Source organism: Allorhizobium ampelinum S4, assembly GCF_000016285.1.
Lineage (GTDB): Bacteria > Pseudomonadota > Alphaproteobacteria > Rhizobiales > Rhizobiaceae > Allorhizobium > Allorhizobium ampelinum.
Window position 1 is genome coordinate 241982 of record NC_011988.1, and the last position, 18713, is coordinate 260694.

Consider the following 18713-nt stretch of genomic DNA (forward strand, 5'->3'; position numbering starts at 1 on the left):
CGTCCGCTATAGCGATGACTTTTCCATGCGAGTTCGTTGTCTCTTGTCAAAAAGGCGCGGACGAAGGATAAGCGGGACAGGCAGACATGCCTCCGGCGAACCCTGTGACGGGAGGGCAGTGTCCCCGGAAATCCAACCATAGAAGGCGTTCGGGCTCGTGTCGATCTGGCGAAACCTCATGCGATCCGTTGACTGTCGATCCGACCAACCTTTCAAGGAGCTAAAATACGATGGTTCAACAAAAAGGCGCCCTCTCGGCGGTTGCCAAACTCTGGCTGATCCTGCTGGGTACGGTGCTCGTTCTCGCCGGTTTATTTCTTGCCATCGGTGGCTACCGATTGATCACGCTCGGCGGTAGCTGGTATTTCATCATCACCGGTATTGCCGTGGTCCTGTCCGGCCTGCTGGTTTTGATGAGGCGCCCGCTTGGCGCGGTGCTGTTCGTCATCGTCACGCTGTTGACCGCCGTCTGGGCGATCTGGGATGCCGGTCTTGATTTCTGGCCGCTGATCTCGCGCCTATTGGCCTTCGGCATCGGCTCCACCGTGGTGCTGCTTTCGCTGCCGCTTCTGCGCAAGGCGCGCGGCCTGGCACCCGGCTACGCCGGTTCACTCACGCTTGCGGCAGTTCTGGCCTTGGCGTCCGCAGGCGGTGTGGCCGGCATGTTCATGCCCCATCCTTCTGTGCCGTTTACCGGCACTCCGATTGCCCGTGTGCCGGTCGATCCGGCAAGCGAACAGAAGAACTGGGAACATTACGGCAATACATCAGGCGGTAGCCGCTTTGCCGCGCTGGACCAGATCAATGTCGATAATGTCAAAGCTCTGACGGTCGCCTGGACCTATCATACCGGCGATACCCCGATCAGCCCCGGCAACAACGGCGCGGAAGATCAGGAAACCCCGTTGCAGGTCGGCGAAAAGCTGTTTCTCTGCACCCCCCATAACAACGTCATCGCCGTCGATATCGATAGCGGCAAGCAGTTGTGGAAGGCCGAGATCAACGCCAAGTCGTCGGTGTGGATGCGGTGCCGCGGTCTTGCCTATTTCGACGCGACCCGTCCGCTGGATCAGCCAACGGTTCCCGGCTCGACGCCGGTCTCTGCGGTGACTGTTGCACCGGGTGCGCTTTGCGAACGCCGCATCCTGATGAACACGATCCAGGCTCAGTTGATTGCACTCGATGCGGATACCGGCGCGTTTTGCCCTGATTTCGGCACCAATGGCCGCGTCGACCTGAAGATCGGCATGGGCGATGCGCCCGATCCGCAATATGTTCTGACATCGGCACCCACGCTTGCCGGAACCACTGTCGTGGTCGGTGGCCGTATTGCCGATAACGTCCAGGTCGATATGCCAGGCGGTGTCATGCGCGGTTTCGATGCCGTCACCGGTGAATTGCGCTGGGCGTTTGATCCCGGCAATCCTGAGATCACCAAGCTGCCGCCTCCGGGCCAGACCTATACGCGCTCGACTCCGAATGTCTGGGCGGCGATGTCCTACGATCCGGCCTCCAATACGGTGTTCATGCCGGTTGGTAGCCCTTCGGTGGATCTTTACGGCACGACCCGGACACCGCTCGATCACAAATATGGTGCCTCCATGCTGGCACTCGATGCCACCACGGGCCGTGAAAAATGGGTCTACCAGACCGTTCACAACGACCTCTGGGATTTCGACGTGCCGATGCAGCCGTCCTTTATCGACTTTCCGAAGGCGGATGGCACCAAGGTTCCAGCCCTGGTTTTCGGCACCAAGGCCGGTCAGCTCTACGTTCTCGACCGGCAAACCGGCCGGGCGCTGACGGAGGTCAAGGAGATCCCGGTCAAGCCGGCCAATATTCCGAACGAGCCTTACTCTCTCACCCAGCCTTTATCGGTTGGCATGCCGCAGATCGGTACCGGTCCCTTCACCGAGTCCGACATGTGGGGTGCAACACCCTTCGACCAGCTGATGTGCCGTATCGCCTTCAAATCCATGCGCTATGAAGGCCTCTATACGGCTCCCGGCACAGATACCTCGCTGGCATTCCCCGGCTCGCTCGGTGGCATGAACTGGGGCGGTCTTTCCACTGATCCGGTCCATAACCTGATTTTCGTGAACGACATGCGCGTCGGTCTTTGGGTGAAGATGCAGGAAGCGGCACCCACGACCAAGACGTCAAATGGCGGCGAAAGCGTCAATACCGGCATGGGCCTCGTGCCGATGAAGGGGACGCCCTATGCGGTTCTCAAGGATCGCTTCCTGTCCGCCGCAGGCATTCCATGCCAGAAGCCGCCGTTTGGTACGCTGACAGCGGTGGATATGAAAACCCAGAAGATCGTCTGGCAGGTGCCGGTTGGCACTGTGATGGACCAGGGGCCGCTTGGCATCAAGATGGGCCTGCCCATTCCGATCGGCATGCCAACACTCGGCGGCACGCTTGCCACGCAGGGTGGTCTGGTCTTCATTGCAGGCACCCAGGACTATTATCTGCGTGCCTATAGTGCAGCGACTGGTGAAGAAGTCTGGAAAGCCCGGTTGCCGGTCGGTAGCCAGGGTGGTCCGATGACCTTCAAATCGCCAAAGACCGGCAAGCAATATGTGGTGATCTCGGCAGGCGGCGCGCGCCAGTCGACCGATCGTGGCGACTACGTCATCGCTTACGCCTTGCCGAACTGAAAATAATCCAATGACAGCAATCCGCCCGGAGGCAGCTCCGGGCGGTTTCTATTTTCCCATCGCCTTGGGCCTCGATGCCTTCTGGGCTTTCTCCAAATTTGGAAAGAGATCAGAGACCCGGATTGCCCGGCACGCTATGAAGGATCATAGCTGCGGCGCCAAACGCGACGGCATCGACCGCTGAGATTTGCGGGATGAGGATATCAGGTTGAATGACCCGCGCTCCATCGAACGGATTCGATGTTGAGAAATCAAGCCATGGTGCTAGCTTTTCCCTTACCAGTCTGGGCAGTGTTCCACCGATATAGATCGCCGATGGCGCAAGAACGGCTGTCACCATAAAGGCGAGCGTGGCTAATTCCGGCCCGGCTCTCCTCAGCCATGCATCAAGAACTGTCGGGTTTGCTTGCAGATATGCTGTCCATTGGTCGGAAGACCGGCCTTTCGGGATGTGTCCCTGATGCTCTTTGCACCAGGCTGCCAAGTCGTCAAAAGAGGGGCGCGATAATCCGCGCGCGCGAAGCGCGCCCACTTCGCCAGCATTTCCCAGATTGCCGCGATAAAGTTCCTTGCCAATGATGATGCCGCTGCCAATGCCCTCGGACAGGTAAAGATAGGCAAAATTATCGTGTCCGCTGGCATTGCCCAAGGCAAGCTCGCCCATGGCCGCAGCATTGGCATCGTTTTCAATCATCACCGGACAGTCAAGTGTCTCGCGCAGGGTCGAGGCCAGATCCGAGCCTGCCCAGGAAACGACTTCCTCCGCGAGATCGAGGAAGGCAGTGCCGTGACGGAAACGGGTTGGCATGGCCACAGCGGCGCCGATCAGCAGGCCTTCATCAATGCCGTTTGATGTCAGCAAGTCGGTTCTGAGCGATTTGATCGCCGTCTGAATGTCGGAAAATCTGTCGTAAGGCCCTTCAAGCTGCTGTTCGCCAATCCGGTTGCCGCAAAAATCGAGCAGCGTCACTGTCAGCGAATAGCTGTTGGCATGCACCCCAAGCGCATATCCGATGTTTCCGGCGAGCATGAGGTCGATGTGAGGCGCGCCGCGCTGGCTTTGCCGTCTGGCTCCCTGGATAACGATGCCGCGCGCGATCAAGTCACGGGTCATCATGCTGACGGCAGCCTGGGTCACGCCGCACAATTCCGCGAGTTCTGCACGCGACGCAATGCCGTTTCGCCGCAAGTGTTTCAGCACCGCCGCTTGCGTGGTGCCGATGCCGTGCAAAGGCCGTTGTCTTGTCAGCACCGGATTCGGTCCCTCTCCATCACTGATCCGGCGATGTCATAAATCAGTTACTTAAGCAAGTTAATTAAATAATCCTCACCAACTGGATCAATAGCCATGACCAAATGCCTCGCCCTTCTCGCCACCGTGGCGATTTCTGCGCTTGCCACCGGATGGGCGCATGCAGAAGACATCAAGATCAAGCTTTCGACGCTTGCCGATAAGACGGCTCCGGCGCGCATCACCAATATCGAAGCCGCCGCAGACATCATGAACAAGCAGTTCAAGGCGGCGGGCGTCGATAAACATATTGTCATCGAAGCCAATAACAGCACCGTTAAAGGCTGGGACGACCTCGCCCTCGATACGCTGAAGGCATTTGCAGTCGGTCAGGGGCCGGACATCTATGTCGTGCCGCATGAATGGATCAGCAAATTCGCCGAGGATGGCGATGCACTGCCGATGGACGAGCGGATTGCCGCTGCCCCTTGGGTCTATGGCGACATCCTGCCGGTGCTGTGGAAGGCCGCCAAGGGTAATGATGGCAAGATTTACGGCATACCGCAGGATGCCGAGATCCGTATGTTCTTCTATAACAAGGACATGCTGCGCAAGATCGGCAAGGATGAGGCCTTTATCGAAGGCTTGCCCGCCAAGGTCGAGGCTGGCGAATTCACGCTTGATGATCTGACGGCGCTCTCCAAGGAAGTGGTCGATGCCAAGGCTGCTCAATACGGCATGTTGCATCGCCCCAATGTCGGCATCGATTATCTGATGGTCTTCCAGTCCTATGGCGTCAAATTCCTGGATGAGAAAACCGGCAAGCTGGTGTTTCCGAAAGCGGAAATGACCAAGGCTCTCGGCTGGTACGAGCGCAATGCCAAGCAAGGTGTTACCCCTGTCGATAACACAGCAATGAGCTGGGATGCGATCCAGGGCGCCTTCAAGCAGGAAAAGGCATTCATCTTCCATCAAGGCGTCTGGGCGGTTGCCTGGCAGCTTGGCGAGATGAACGGTGCCACCTGGCCGACGGATCGCGACGGCTATTTCCACAAAATCGGCTGGATTCCGGCCCCGGCTGCAGAAAAGGGCGGCAAGCCCGCCAATCTTTCCCACCCGCTGCTTTATACCGTCAATGCCAAGAGCAAGAATGCAGAGATTGCCGCTGATCTCGTAGCACTTGCGACATTGCCGTATTTCAACAACCAGCACGCGGTCACATCCTACCATACAGCAATCAGCAACGCTCAGACGGCAATGCCGAAATACAAGGACAATTGGGTTCTGTCGGCGGCATCGCCGATGATGGCTCACGCTGGGTTCGTGCCGAACCACACCCAATTCGGCAGCTACAACAAGATTCTGTTCAGCGGCTTGCAGGCCGTGGAAACCGGAAAGATGAAGGCGGCCGATGCCGTTGAGTTCATTGCCGACGAATTTGAAACGCAATTCGGCTCGGACGTTGAAATCCGCGATACCGCCAGCAACTAAACTCGGCCCTGCTGCGTGCCGCCCGTCTCTTGGTCGGGCGGCACCTTTCATTCTCATTGGTAGTCCATAATGTCCCAATTCCAGATTCGAGCGCATCGACCGGCCCGGCCAATTCTTTACCTCGCGCCGGCAATCGCGCTGCTTGCCGTGTTTTTTCTGGCGCCGATCTTGGTCAACGCGGTGATCGCCTTTACGGACATGGGGTCGAACCTTCGGGTTGGCCATTTCACTTTGCAGAACTTCGAGCGGATCGTCCAGCGTGACGCGCGGATCCCCATGGTGCTGCTGACGACGCTGATCTACGTCACGGCGACACTCTTCATCTTCAATGTCGGCCTCGGCGCGCTTTTGGCGATGACCTCGACCGCTATCCCCGACCGGCTAGGTAATTTCTTTCGCGGACTATGGCTTTTGCCGCGCATGAGCCCGGCTGTGCTCTATGGGATCTTGTGGATATGGATCGCCGATCCAACGCCCTTAGGGCTGCTCAACCAGGTGACGGGCGCATTTGGCCTGCCGCCGGTCAATTTGCGCAACGATTTTCCGCTGCTGCTGGTCATTCTGGCAAATGGCGTTGTCGGGGCTTCTTTTGCGATGGTCATCCTGACCTCGTCGATCCGCTCGATCCCTTCGCATCTCGCCCATGCGGCACGTGTCGATGGTGCCAGCGAATGGGGTGTTTTGCGTCATGTCGTGGTGCCTGCGCTCGCGCAGCCGATCCGCTTCATTACCATTTACCAGGCACTCTCCCTGATGACGACCTATGAATATATCCTGCTGATCACCGGCGGCGGCCCGCTCTACGATTCCACACCCTACGCGCTCTATATCTACCGGCGCGCGTTCGAAAGCGGCGCCTATGCCTATGGTGCGGCGCTGGCACTCGGCCTGATGGTCATCGGCATTGCCGTGACCTTGGTGCAATGGCGTGTCTCCAACATGCGCTCCACCTTTGCCGCTCCAAAGATTGAGGTGTTGTGATGTCGATGCTCCAGGCCGATACCGTTCCGTCCCCCGATTGGACCCGCCTCGAACGCCGGGGCATTGTCAATCGTGCTGGCTTCCTGTCGGCGCTTATCCTCTTCCTGACGATTGTCTCTATTCCTATTCTCCTGCCTTATCTCTGGCTGTTGGTGAAATCGCTCACCTCGTCCGATGGCGCTGTTAGCCGGCTGGTTCTTTGGCACAGTACGGCCATCGCCGGGGTCGGTTATCTCGGTGCAATCGGATTGGCGTTGTTGGCAGATCGGCTGCGTAGGCCCGCCGTCAGCTGGGCTGTGCTTGCCATGGTGATCGTCATTCTGTCGGCTATTTTCCTCGTCCCGCATCTGAGCTTCGACAATTACCGCTTTCTGTGGAACCCTGACATTGCCAAAATCGGCACCAACCGCATGGACCTGATGCCATCGATCTGGTCGGCGCTTGGCACGTCACTGGTGTTTGCGATTTCCCAGACGGCAATCGTCACACTCGTCGCCACCCCAGCCGCCTATGCGCTGTCGCGGTTCGCTTTCGCGGGCCGTGAAAACATTCTGCGCGGTCTGCTTCTGCTGCACGCTTTTCCGGCGCTGGCGCTTACCGTCGCTATCTTCATCCAGCTTTACTATATGGGCCTGCTCAACAATTTGGTGGGTGTCGTGCTGGTGTTGAGTGCGCTTGAACTGCCGTTTGCGATCTTCGTTCTCAAAGGCTTTTTCGACGGCGTGCCGTGGGACATCGAGATGAGCGCGGTGACGGATGGCGCAACGCGCTTCCAGGCCTTTCGCATGGTGATCCTGCCACAGATCCGCAGCGGCCTGATTGCTGTTGCCACATTTACCTTTTTGCGTGGCTGGGAGGAATATGTCTTCGTTCAGACGCTGTTGATCGAAAAGAACCAGATGACGATGAGCCTCTACCTGTTCTTCGTCGCGCAGGACCATATGGGAGCGGATTACGGCATGATCGCTGCCGTCGGCATCGTCTATCTGTTGCCCGTGCTGGTCCTCTACATCTTCACGCAGAAGTACATCACGCAAATGAGCTTCGGCGGGATCAAAGGATAACCGACATGGCCAAGATCACTCTCGATAATATCACCAAAAGCTGGGGCGAGACCCAGGTCCTGAAGCCGATGAGCCTGACGATCGAGGATGGCGAACTCGTCGCCATTCTCGGGCCTTCCGGCTGCGGAAAATCGACCACGCTGTTTCTGCTCGCCGGTCTCTATGCGCCGACGTCTGGACAGATCGGTTTCGACGGACACAATGTCAACCGCGTCGACGCGCGCGACCGCAATGTCGGCATCGTCTTTCAGTCCTACGCGCTCTATCCGAACTTGACGGTGCGCGACAATATCGCCTTTCCGCTTCGCTTCAAAACCATGCGCAAGGACGAGATTGCCCGACGTGTCGAAGAAGCAGCCAACCTGGTGCAGATCAGCGCGCTGCTTGACCGCCGCCCCTCACAGCTTTCCGGCGGTCAGCAGCAGCGTGTCGCCTTGGCGCGTGCGCTGGTGAAGGAGCCGAATATCCTTTTGCTGGATGAACCGCTTTCCAATCTTGACGCCACCCTGCGCATCACCATGCGGGCTGAGTTGAAAAGCATACAGAAGCGGCTCGGTTTCACCACGCTGATCGTCACCCATGACCAGATCGAGGCGATCACCATGGCCGACCGGATCATCTGCATGAACAATGGCGAGATCGCCCAGGTTGGTACGCCGGATGATCTTTATCGGCGTCCGAGCAATCTGTTCGTGGCAGGCTTTATCGGCACGCCGCCGATGAACCTTCTCAAGGGACATGCCACGGGGTTCAAATTGCGTATCGGCGAGACATCCGTCGCCCTGACTGGAGAGCGTGAGGGAGAGGTGACGCTTGGCTTGCGACCCGAAGACATCACCCTTGTTTCACACGCGGATGCACCGCTCAGTGGGGAGATTATCAGCGTGGAGCCGATGGGTCGCGAAGTGTTCTACATGATCGACACGCCCGCAGGCGTCATCCATGCGCTGGAATATGGAGAAGCCGTGCGCCATGCACCCGGCGCCAGGGTTGGCATTGTCTGCAAGCCGGAACACACGCTGTTGTTCGACGCCTCCGGCAACCGCATTGTTGATCTCTACGCCAAGCTTTTGCAACATTCCGATAGGCTCGTGAAAACGTTAGAACCAGCAAACTGACAGGATTTTTCAATGACCAAGATCGTATCCCATCGCGGGGCCAACCAGTTTGCGCCGGAAAATACCTTTGCGGCTGCTGACCTCGCCCTTCAGCAGGGGGCAGACTACATCGAGCTTGATGTGCGAGAGAGTGCGGACGGTGTGCTCTACGTCTTTCACGATGAAACCTTGGACCGCACCACCAATGGCACCGGCCCCATCGGCCATGCGACATCGGAGGAAATCGATGCGCTGGACGCCGGAAGCTGGTTCTCCCCAGCCTTCAAAGGTGCTGCCGTGCCCAGGCTCGACGCCTATCTCCAGCACCTGCGTGGCCGCGCCGGTGTCTATATCGAGCTGAAATATTGCGATCCGGCCAAAGTGGTCGCACTGGTGCGAAGCCTTGGCATGGTGGGCGATACATTCTATTTTTCATTTTCCGAAGACATGCGCCGCGATCTGCAATTGATCGCGCCGGAATTCCGTAAGATGATGACGCTTGATATTGCCAAGTCGCCGTCTCTGGTCGGTGCCGTGCATCACGCCACGATCATCGAGATGACTGTTGAACACATGCGGCGGCCAGGTTTACTCGAAGCGTGCCGCAAAGCCGGGCTTGAGGTGATGATCTATTACGCAGGGGACGAGATGGCCATTCACCGCGAAATCGCCAAAGCCGGTGTCGATTACATCAATCTCGACCGTCCGGATCTGTTTAATGCTGCCCGGTGCGACCATGTGGAAGCCGCCGCCTGATGCAGATCGCAGTTGTCGCCGATGTCCATCTGCATGATCTGTACGGCGGGTATGGCATGGTGGAGGAGGGCGGTGGACTTGCCCTTCGCACGCTGGGGGACACCATGGCGTCCACCCGCGTGTTCAACGAGAGCCATGCCGCCTTTCTTGCCGTGCTTGACGATATCGTCCGGCGCGGTATCAGCGATGTCGTACTTCTTGGCGATTATTCCGATGACGGCCAGATTGGTGCGGTTGCAGCCGTCAAACGGATTCTTTCCGACTACGAAGACAGACATGGCCTGCGGTTTTTCGCCACCTTCGGCAATCATGATTGCTACGGACCAGCGCCGCGTCATCTCGCCAAGCTGCTGACACAGGCCGATGGGCTGGAACCACTAATGGTGACGAGTGACGATCGTGCGCCTGCACCCGCAATCGTTTGTCCAGGAATGCGTGGCATGTCGACAGCTGAGGCCATGGAGGCCATGGCACCCTACGGTGTCACGCGTCCCGAGACCATTCTCCATTGGGAAACCCCTCATGACACTCTGGAAGACGGTGCGTCCCGACACTTAACAACCGATGAACGCTTACATCTTGACGCATCTTATCTTGTCGAGCCGCAGGAAGGGCTCTGGCTTTTGATGCTGGACGCCAATGTGTTCCAAAAGACCGGTGAGGGCTGGAAGGTCAGGGCCGATGCTGCCTGGGATCATGTGTTGGCAGAACGCCCCTATCTGCTGGCCTGGATCAAGCAGGTGGCTGATCGCGCCAACCGTTTGGGCAAGACCTTGTTGGCCTTTTCTCACTACCCGGCCTTGCCTTTGGCATTGACAGGAGAAGGCAGCGATGTGCGGGCGGTGAGCACGCCGGACTGGTCGAAGCGCATGCCATCGCTAGAAACCAGCCGCCGCCTTGCATGCGCCGGGATTCGATGGCATTTCAGCGGCCACATGCATGTCGCCGGGCGGGTTGAACTGGATGGTCTCGTCAACATCGCCGTCCCTTCGCCCGTCGCCTATCCTGGAGGCTGCGTTGTCGTCACTGCCAAAGCCAAGCAGATTGACATCGAGACCGTTCAGATGAACGTGGCCAAAGGTTTCGATATTGCGTTCCCCGCCTATCAAGTGCAGTCCGGCGGTAACAATCGCCCCTGGTTTCCCAAGCTGCTTTCCTATGCGACCTATGCAGAGTTTCTGCGGGCCCATTTGCAAAATCTGATCGAAACGAAACATATTCCCGATGATTGGTCGCCTGAGCTTCTGGCATATCTCGACGTGACGATGGGGCATCTATTCTGTGAGGATAGCCGTTTGGCGGGGCTTACGGTCGGATACTCGGACGTTATGTCTCAGCCGTTTCGGCAGATGATCGAGGATTACTACCTGTTGCGGGCTGCCGGACGACATGCCTTGGGAGAGATTCCAGCAGAGAGGGTGGTGTTCTACCGTGATCTCGCCACGCACCTAAGATCACAAGATCGCGTAGGGATGGGAGTGTCGCGAGATGTTGCCAGGTTTTTGGAATTATTCGCCGCTTGCACAGATTTTGATGGTTGGCTGAATGATTGATTGCATCGTCTACAAGAAAAATCAGATCATGGCCGGTTCACGCTGAACTTGACCGACCTCAGCCGCCGAGGCCATTGCCTCCCGACATTTCCCTTCGATCGGGATGACCAGGAGGAAACCATGCCATGTGAATCATTGGCGGCTGAGCCTGGACGACCTGAAAACCGAGCCGCTGGTAAATCGGAAAACCGTTCGAACCGAAGACCGGCGTTGAAAGCGTCAACGGAATGTTGCCTTTTATGGCTGCCGCCTGCAATCCTCTGATGACATTGGAGCCTATTCCGCTACCTCGGGCTTGCTTTAAAACCTGTAATTCGGAAATCCGCCAATCGGCATACCCTAGGTCGATAATGGCGCGTCCGACTGCGGAACCAAGCCGCTCGATGATGAAGTCGAGATGATCGGGATAGACGCTTTCAGCACCAGCCCGCATGGTCTTGAACTGCTGCTCATAGAGATCACGAATAAAATCTGGTTTCCCCTCCGCCCATGCAAGCCATGGGCGGGTTTCGATAAACAGTTTGAAAATCAGATCCTGATCACTCGCCCGGACAAGGCGCAAATTCAAACCGTTTCCGAATGCGAAAGAGCCGGTAAAACCATTCATATATGTCTCATCCAACTCAACGCGACCATCAATTGAATGCAACTTCCAAACGGATGACGTCGGGCTGCGGGCTGAGGATACGCTCAATATACGCAAGCCCGATCTTATCCAGACTGCGATGCTCGATAGCGTAGTCTCCGCTTTGAATGTCAGGAAACGCGTTGTGCTGGACGCAGAGAAAAAGGCTGAAGGCCGTTCGCGCTGCTCCCGGTGCGGTGCTGGCTGGATATTCGACAACCTTGGCCAACACCGCGTTGATCACTGTCTCCTGCGCGGTCAGTGTGAAATCGTCCCCGATATAGGGCGTGAATTTTGCTGCATCCAGAATGAGACCAATCATGGACGAACCGGGTAGAGGCCTTGAACGCAGAAAATGAAATTGATCGCCAGGTAAGGAGGCTTGGCGTCGATAGCAGCACCGGTACCAAATGGCTGCACCGTCACAGCTCCGCCTGTGATCGCATTGGTGGCAATGCTCTGAGCCGCCGTCGGCGCATTTCCGGAAATGGTAACGCTGCTACTATCGAGAGTGACTGGTGTCGTTGAAGCAGCGCCGTAGATCCTTGTGGCTGCCGTATTTCCACCAGCAAGGGCAGAGCCCGCCGTTGGCAACTGGGAAGTTCCCGCAGCTGGGCTTGCCTTCATGGTTGCAGTCTGCGTTCCTGTCTGCGCTGGTATATTCACCGTGGCATTGCCAGTGGGCGTAAAGACAGCCGCATGGGTATGGGCCGGAATTTGGGTTGAATTCAACGAAACGGTATCATTTCCGCCTTTGTTGCCGATCGCATAATTCGGGCTGGTGGGCGTACGTTGTCCATATCCGATGGGCATTTGACCGCGCAGGTCCGGCAGGTTGAAATAGGTTTGCTGGTCCCCGCCGTAGAAATTTGAAACAAGTGAATAGACGGCATTGTATTGATTTATCGTTAGTTTTTGACCCCAGCACATGAGCCAGCCATCAGGTGCATAATTGAAGCCGACCGGTAAGATAGTCGCAAGAAACGCATCCATAATAATCCTCCACGGGGCTCGGGACATTGCGAATCGACAACTGATTCGGGTTCATGAGGTCAGAACATATTTCTCAACCATAACTTAGTAAATTATATTGTTTCAATTTTTTGGGAAGGCCTGGCGGGGTAAATTTCAGATTTTTCATGATGCCTGCCTGTACTGAACGTTCTACCCAGGCGTTTAGAGCGAGGTGTTTTAGTCACAGTTGAAAGAAAACAATGGGTGACAGCGACGCTTTCCATCTGCGGATATTGTTATTCAACCATGGCTCGAATAATGCTCGAATGACGGGCGCCTTGTGGTGGGCGCTCGTTTCAAGGGCAGCGTATTTTCGGTCGGCAAAACGACACGATCGATTATCGATGCCTTGGGCGAGCAGGGGTTTAGAGAAGAATGCAATTCGGTAAATCGTTTCGTGTCGCGCATGTTCTGGCAGATCCAAAGACGTTGGCATGGACCCGGCTCAAGCGATCGGCTGGTGCCGCCTTTCGGGCTTTCATTGGCGTCCTCACCATCCTGATTACCGGCTTGAGTTTTGCGACAACAGCCAATGCCGCACTTTCAGCGTCATGCAGCCAAGTCAATTCAGACTTCAGTTCGCCACGCTATCTCACCAACACCGACAACTTTTCCCCTGATTATCAAAATTTGACCGCAGGCGAGTATATCTCCTGGAGTTTTTCGACCACTGGAACAGCAGCTGGCGGCACCTCATCAGCAATTGTGATATACAGCGACAACTATAATAATCTTCTAGTTAATGAGAGTAATCTTGGTGGAAATATTAATAAATCTGGCAATTTTACAGCCAGCGCTTCGGTAGATAATCTACAGATGATCCTTGATGTCACTCAAGATAACTCGGCTAGCCCTTCCAACTACAACACGCTCACATTCAGTGCCGCGTGTTACGCTAGTGCGCCGACGTCTCCCGGTGCCCCGACAATCGGAACCGCCACACCTGGCAACAGCCAGGCCACGGTGTCCTTCACTGCCCCTGCCAGCGATGGCGGTGCGGCGATCACCAGCTATACCGTGACGGCAAGTCCGGGTGGCGCGACGGCAACCGGCTCGGCAAGCCCGATCACCGTGACAGGCCTGACCAATGGTACGGCCTATACATTCACAGTCACCGCCACCAACAGTGTTGGAACCGGGACGGCTTCGGCAGCAACGAGCGCGGTCACGCCGACAGTGCCAACCTTTACCTTTTCCCCTGCCTCAGGCGCGTTGACTGCGGCAACTGTTGGAACAGCCTATAGCCAGACAGTCACTGCTTCGGGCGGAACGTCGCCCTATACCTATGCTGTTTCATCAGGAACACTTCCTGCTGGCATGAGCCTAAACACATCGACCGGAGAGATCTCCGGCACGCCGTCAAGCGTGGAAAGCGCTAGCTTCACCATCTCAGCCACGGATGCCAATAGCGCGACGAGCTCGGCAAGTTATTCCCTCGCCGTGGCCGCAGGCCTTCCTGGTGCGCCGACGATTGGATCGGCTACAGCTGGAAACGGCCAGGCCACGGTGTCCTTCACCGCTCCGGTCAGCAATGGCGGTGCGGCGATCACCAGCTATACCGTGACGGCAAGTCCGGGTGGCGCGACGGCAACCGGCTCGGCAAGCCCGATCAATGTGACGGGTCTCGCCAATGGTACAGCCTATACCTTCACGGTCACCGCGACCAACAGTGTTGGAACCGGTGCGGCTTCGGCAGCAACGAGCTCGGTCACCCCGACAGCGCCAACCTTTACCTTCTCCCCCGCCTCAGGCGCGTTGACAGCAGCAACTGTTGGTACGGCCTATAGCGAGACGGTCACGGTTTCGGGCGGAACGTCGCCCTATACCTATGCGGTTACATCAGGGACACTTCCTGCTGGAATGAGCCTCAACACATCGACCGGGGCAATTTCCGGCACGCCGACGACCGCCGGAAGCGCTAGCTTTACCATCACCGCTACCGATGCCAATAGCGCGACGGGATCGGCGAACTATTCGCTTGCCGTGGCAGCAGACGTTCCAGGCGCGCCGACGATTGGGACGGCATCCGCCGGTGATAGCCAGGCGACCGTTTCGTTTACTGCCCCGGCCAGCGATGGTGGCGCGTCCATTACAAGCTATACCGTGACGGCAAGCCCGGGTGGAGCGACGGGGACCGGATCGGCAAGCCCGATCACCGTGACTGGCCTCACCAATGGCACGGCCTATACGTTTACCGTGACCGCGACCAACAGTGCCGGAACCGGGACGGCTTCAACGGCATCGAATTCGGTCACGCCGGGAGCATCACTCCAGGCTCCCATTGCTAACGCGGTCAGCGACACGGTCAGTGCGAACTCGTCGAATAACCCGATCACACTGAACATGACCGGCGGTGCGGCCTCGTCCGTTGCCATTGCCACGGCCGCGTCGCATGGTACGGCCTCGGCCTCCGGCACGTCGATCACCTATACACCGACGGCTGGCTATTCCGGTTCCGACAGTTTTACCTACACTGCCACCAATGCCACCGGAACATCCTCTCCGGCCACGGTGACCATAACGGTAACGGCCCCGGCGTTCACCCTGTCACCCGCCTCCGGCACTTTGACAGCAGCAACTGTTGGTACGGCCTATAGCGAGACGGTCACGGTTTCGGGCGGAACGTCGCCCTATACCTATGCGGTTACATCAGGGACACTTCCTGCTGGAATGAGCCTCAACACAACGACCGGGGCGATTTCCGGCACACCAACGACCGCTGCCAATACCAGCTTCACCATTACCGCTACCGATGCCAATAGCGCGACGGGATCGGCGAGCTATTCGCTTGCCGTGGCAGCAGACGTTCCCGGCGCGCCGACAATTGGGACGGCGTCTGCCGGTGATAGCCAGGCGACCGTTTCGTTTACCGCCCCGGCCAGCGATGGTGGCGCGTCCATTACAAGCTATACCGTGACGGCAAGCCCGGGTGGAGCGACGGGAACCGGATCGGCAAGCCCGATCACCGTGACTGGCCTCACCAATGGCACGGCCTATACGTTTACCGTCACCGCGACCAATAGTGCCGGAACCGGGACGGTTTCGGTCGCTTCGAACTCGGTCACCCCGTCTGCCGTTCTCCAGGCCCCGGTTGTCAACGCCGTCTCCGAAACAGTTGCGGCCAATTCGTCGGCCAACGTGATCACTCTCAACATGACCGGCGGCACGGCTTCGTCCGTTGCGGTCGCTTCAGTGGCATCGCATGGAACGGCCACAGCCTCCGGCACGTCGATCACCTACACGCCCACAACTGGCTATTCCGGTTCCGACAGTTTTACCTATACTGCCACCAATGCCACCGGAACATCCTCGCCAGCTACGGTGACCATCACGGTGACGGCGCCAACCTTGGTCCTCTCGCCCTCGGCTGGTACCCTTGCAGCAGGCACGGTGGGTGCTGCCTACAGCCAAACCGTCGCAGTATCCGGTGGCGCAGAGCCGTATGACTACGAATTCCTGTCGGGATCTTTGCCAGCTGGCCTGTCCATAACGTCAAGCGGTGGCGCCTCTGCCAGGATTCTTTCCGGCACGCCGTCGGCTGCCGGAACGAGTAACTTCACGGTTAAAGTTACCGATGCATATGGTGCAACGGTCACGGCATCTTATTCCATCACCATCAATGCAGCAGCGCCGATCGCCAACGCGCTGACGGCAACGGTGACGGCAAACTCTTCGGATAACGTTCTGGCCCCCTCCATTACCGGCGGTGCTGCAACGGCGGTCACCATTGCCTCCTCGCCAAGCCATGGGGCAGCAACGGTATCCGGCACCAATTTTATCTATACGCCGACGGCTGGCTATTCCGGCGCCGACAGTTTTACCTACACCGCCACCAATTCCACGGGAACATCCTCACCAGCCACGGTGACCATAACGGTGACGGCCCCGGCCTTCACCCTGTCACCAGCCTCCGGCACTTTGACAGCGGCAACTGTTGGAACTGCCTATAGCGAGACGGTCACCGCTTCGGGCGGAACATCGCCCTATACCTATGCTGTTACCTCAGGGACGCTTCCTGCTGGCATGAGCCTCAGCACATCGACCGGGGCGATTTCCGGCACACCAACGACAGCTGCCAACACCAGCTTCACCATCACCGCCACCGATGCCAACGGCGCCTCGGGATCGGCAAGCTATTCGCTTGCCGTCACGGAGCCATCGGTAACGCTTACTCTTTCTCCGTCGTCAGGGGCTCTCACCACAGCAACGGTGGGCACTGCCTATAGCCAGTCCGTGACGACAACGAGTGGTACCGCTCCTTATACCTACGCTGGAACCGGCCTGCCGGATGGCCTTGTCCTCGATACGAGTACCGGAACCATCAGCGGAACGCCGACGACGGCTGGAAGCTATGCTATCGCGGTGACGGTCACCGATAGTGCGTCACCCGCCAATCATGGCTCGGGCAACTATACGCTGACGGTGAACGCCGCCGCGTCCATCGCGTTCTCGCCAGCTGGTGGAGCGCTAAAAGAAGCTATGGCGGGCGAGGCTTATAGCCAGCAGATATCTGCAACAGGGGGAACAGGATCGCTGATCTACAGCCTTTCCTCTGGAAGCCTGCCGAAAGGCATGGTGCTGAATATCTCGACCGGTGCGCTCAATGGACCGCTCGATGCGGGTACGGAAGGCGATTATTCCTTTGCCATCCAGGCCCGTGACAGCAATGGTACGACTGGCACTGCAAGCTATACCGTCAAAGTGACCACGCGCGCGGTGACCGTGGCGGATCATGTGGTCGACGTTCCCGCAGGCGCCACGCCGAATAATGTCTATCTCAACAAAGACGCTACCGGAGGTCCGTTTACCGAGGCCGATATTGTCTCCGTCGAGCCACCCGAGGCAGGGACGGCAACCCTTATTCAAGGTGAGCTTGCAGCCGTCTCGTCAGCTTCACCTGTCGGCTGGTATTTGAAATTCACTCCGAATCCGGCCTATTCGGGACAGGCCCGTATCGCCTATCGCCTTGGCAGTTCGCTTGGAAATTCCAACACGGGCACCGTCATCTACAACATCAACTATAATGCAGAGCAAGTCGCGACGGATATCGACAACCTCGTACACAGCTTTGTTCAGACCCGTCAAAACATGATCTCCTCCGCGATCAAAGTGCCCGGTCTGATGGAACGAGGCCGGATGGCCAGGGCGACGACCCCGGTGACAACCAGGATGTCTCCGTCTACGCAAGGAATGACGTTCGGTTTTTCCACCAGTCTTGCACAGATGGAATCGGCCCGTGACAGTGCCGACGGCGTTGCTGGCGGCTATTCCTCGCCATTCAACATCTGGATTGATGGTGCCGTTCTGGCTCATAACGACAAGGACACCAATGGCAGCAAGTGGGGCAGCTTTGCCATGATCAACATGGGGGCCGACTATCTGCTAACCGACAAGGCGCTGCTGGGTCTTTCGTTTCACTACGACCGGATGACAGACCCGACGGATGAGGATGCGATGCTGACCGGCAATGGCTGGCTGGCTGGCCCCTATACCTCTTTCGAAGTCACCAAAGGCGTGTTCTGGGATGCGAGCCTGCTGTATGGCGGGTCCTCAAACACCATCGATACCCAGCTCTGGGACGGCAATTTCGATACCCAGCGCTGGATGTTGGATACGTCCATCAAGGGAAAATGGTCTTTGGACGAAGCGACCGTGGTGACGCCGAAGCTAAGAGCGGTTTATTTTTCCGAAACCGTCGATGATTACGCCGTGAAAAACAGCTCGGGCGACACGATCGATCTCGACGGGTTTACCTCGGAGCAGTTCAGGGTGAGCCTCGGCGCTGAAATTGCCCGTTCCTTTACACTTGCAAGCGGCTCAACCATGACGCCAAAACTTGGTATCACCACCGGCTTTTCTGGCCTCGACGGGTCCGGTTTGTTCGGATCGGTCACGGCTGGCGCGTCACTGCAAACCACTGAGGCTTGGGCGATTGAAGGCAGCCTTCTATTCAACATCGAAGGCGAGGGCGAAAAATCGGTCGGTGCGAAGGTTGGATTGTCGCGGAAGTTTTGACGCTAGTCGGAGAGGCAGAATTGTGAGCTGAGTCTGGCTGCGGATGGTCAGCCTCGGTTCACTATATGCTCTCTGGTCTGTTTTGAAACAGCACCGGTTTGCCGGGTCAGGCATTAATTTACAGGCCGTAGAGAGCTGTTATTTGGCTGGCTCTGTGATCCTCTGAGATGACAGATGGGTGTCAGCACTTTTTACTAGAGTCCGTCAGGTTCAGATTGAACAAGAC

The 18713-nt window shown here is 57.5% G+C and carries 12 protein-coding genes; 8 read left to right on the forward strand and 4 right to left on the reverse strand.

What is annotated here, in order from left to right; translation table 11 throughout:
• Positions 1–230 precede the first annotated feature (230 nt).
• Complete coding sequence (locus AVI_RS18435; protein ID WP_012653645.1) at positions 231–2660, forward strand: glucose/quinate/shikimate family membrane-bound PQQ-dependent dehydrogenase; 2430 nt, start codon at positions 231–233, stop codon at positions 2658–2660.
• A gap of 109 nt (positions 2661–2769) precedes the next feature.
• Here the strand turns inward: AVI_RS18435 and AVI_RS18440 are convergent, their stop codons facing one another.
• Entirely contained in the window at positions 2770–3912 is a 1143-nt protein-coding gene (locus AVI_RS18440; protein WP_012653646.1) for an ROK family transcriptional regulator, read from the reverse strand.
• A gap of 96 nt (positions 3913–4008) precedes the next feature.
• On the opposite strand from AVI_RS18440, the gene AVI_RS18445 reads away from it, so the two are divergent.
• The 6 genes from AVI_RS18445 (at position 4009) to AVI_RS18470 (ending at position 10833) form a co-directional block, all read left to right on the forward strand.
• On the forward strand, positions 4009–5382 hold the full coding sequence (locus AVI_RS18445) for an ABC transporter substrate-binding protein (protein WP_012653647.1): 1374 nt from the start codon (positions 4009–4011) through the stop codon (positions 5380–5382).
• A 69-nt stretch (positions 5383–5451) separates the two neighbouring features.
• Complete coding sequence (locus AVI_RS18450) at positions 5452–6363, forward strand: carbohydrate ABC transporter permease (protein WP_012653648.1); 912 nt, start codon at positions 5452–5454, stop codon at positions 6361–6363.
• Positions 6363–7427, forward strand: coding sequence for a carbohydrate ABC transporter permease (locus tag AVI_RS18455; RefSeq protein WP_012653649.1), 1065 nt, complete (start codon positions 6363–6365; stop codon positions 7425–7427). Before AVI_RS18450 ends, AVI_RS18455 begins: the two co-directional genes overlap by 1 nt.
• Positions 7428–7432: 5 nt before the next feature.
• Positions 7433–8545 carry an ABC transporter ATP-binding protein gene (locus tag AVI_RS18460; RefSeq protein ID WP_012653650.1) on the forward strand — a complete coding sequence of 371 codons (1113 nt, stop codon included), beginning with the start codon at positions 7433–7435 and terminating at the stop codon, positions 8543–8545.
• A gap of 12 nt (positions 8546–8557) precedes the next feature.
• Positions 8558–9280, forward strand: coding sequence for a glycerophosphodiester phosphodiesterase (gene ugpQ / locus AVI_RS18465; RefSeq protein WP_012653651.1), 723 nt, complete (start codon positions 8558–8560; stop codon positions 9278–9280).
• Positions 9280–10833, forward strand: coding sequence for a metallophosphoesterase family protein (locus tag AVI_RS18470; protein ID WP_080517035.1), 1554 nt, complete (start codon positions 9280–9282; stop codon positions 10831–10833). Before ugpQ ends, AVI_RS18470 begins: the two co-directional genes overlap by 1 nt.
• 58 nt (positions 10834–10891) lie before the next feature.
• Here the strand turns inward: AVI_RS18470 and AVI_RS18475 are convergent, their stop codons facing one another.
• The 3 genes from AVI_RS18475 to AVI_RS18485 are packed head-to-tail and all read right to left on the reverse strand — an operon-like array spanning position 10892 to position 12451.
• The gene (locus AVI_RS18475) at positions 10892–11440 is read right to left on the reverse strand and encodes a GNAT family N-acetyltransferase (RefSeq protein WP_049777333.1); all 549 of its coding nucleotides are present in this window, start codon (positions 11438–11440) and stop codon (positions 10892–10894) included.
• Between the two features lie 28 nt (positions 11441–11468).
• Complete coding sequence (locus AVI_RS18480; RefSeq protein WP_012653654.1) at positions 11469–11780, reverse strand: DUF6916 family protein; 312 nt, start codon at positions 11778–11780, stop codon at positions 11469–11471.
• Positions 11777–12451 carry a phage tail protein gene (locus tag AVI_RS18485; RefSeq protein WP_012653655.1) on the reverse strand — a complete coding sequence of 225 codons (675 nt, stop codon included), beginning with the start codon at positions 12449–12451 and terminating at the stop codon, positions 11777–11779. The genes AVI_RS18480 and AVI_RS18485 overlap by 4 nt, the downstream gene beginning before the upstream one ends.
• A 396-nt stretch (positions 12452–12847) precedes the next feature.
• On the opposite strand from AVI_RS18485, the gene AVI_RS29230 reads away from it, so the two are divergent.
• A complete protein-coding gene (locus AVI_RS29230; protein WP_012653656.1) occupies positions 12848–18487 on the forward strand; it encodes a putative Ig domain-containing protein in 5640 nt (1879 codons plus the stop codon).
• The last annotated feature ends 226 nt before the right edge of the window (positions 18488–18713 follow it).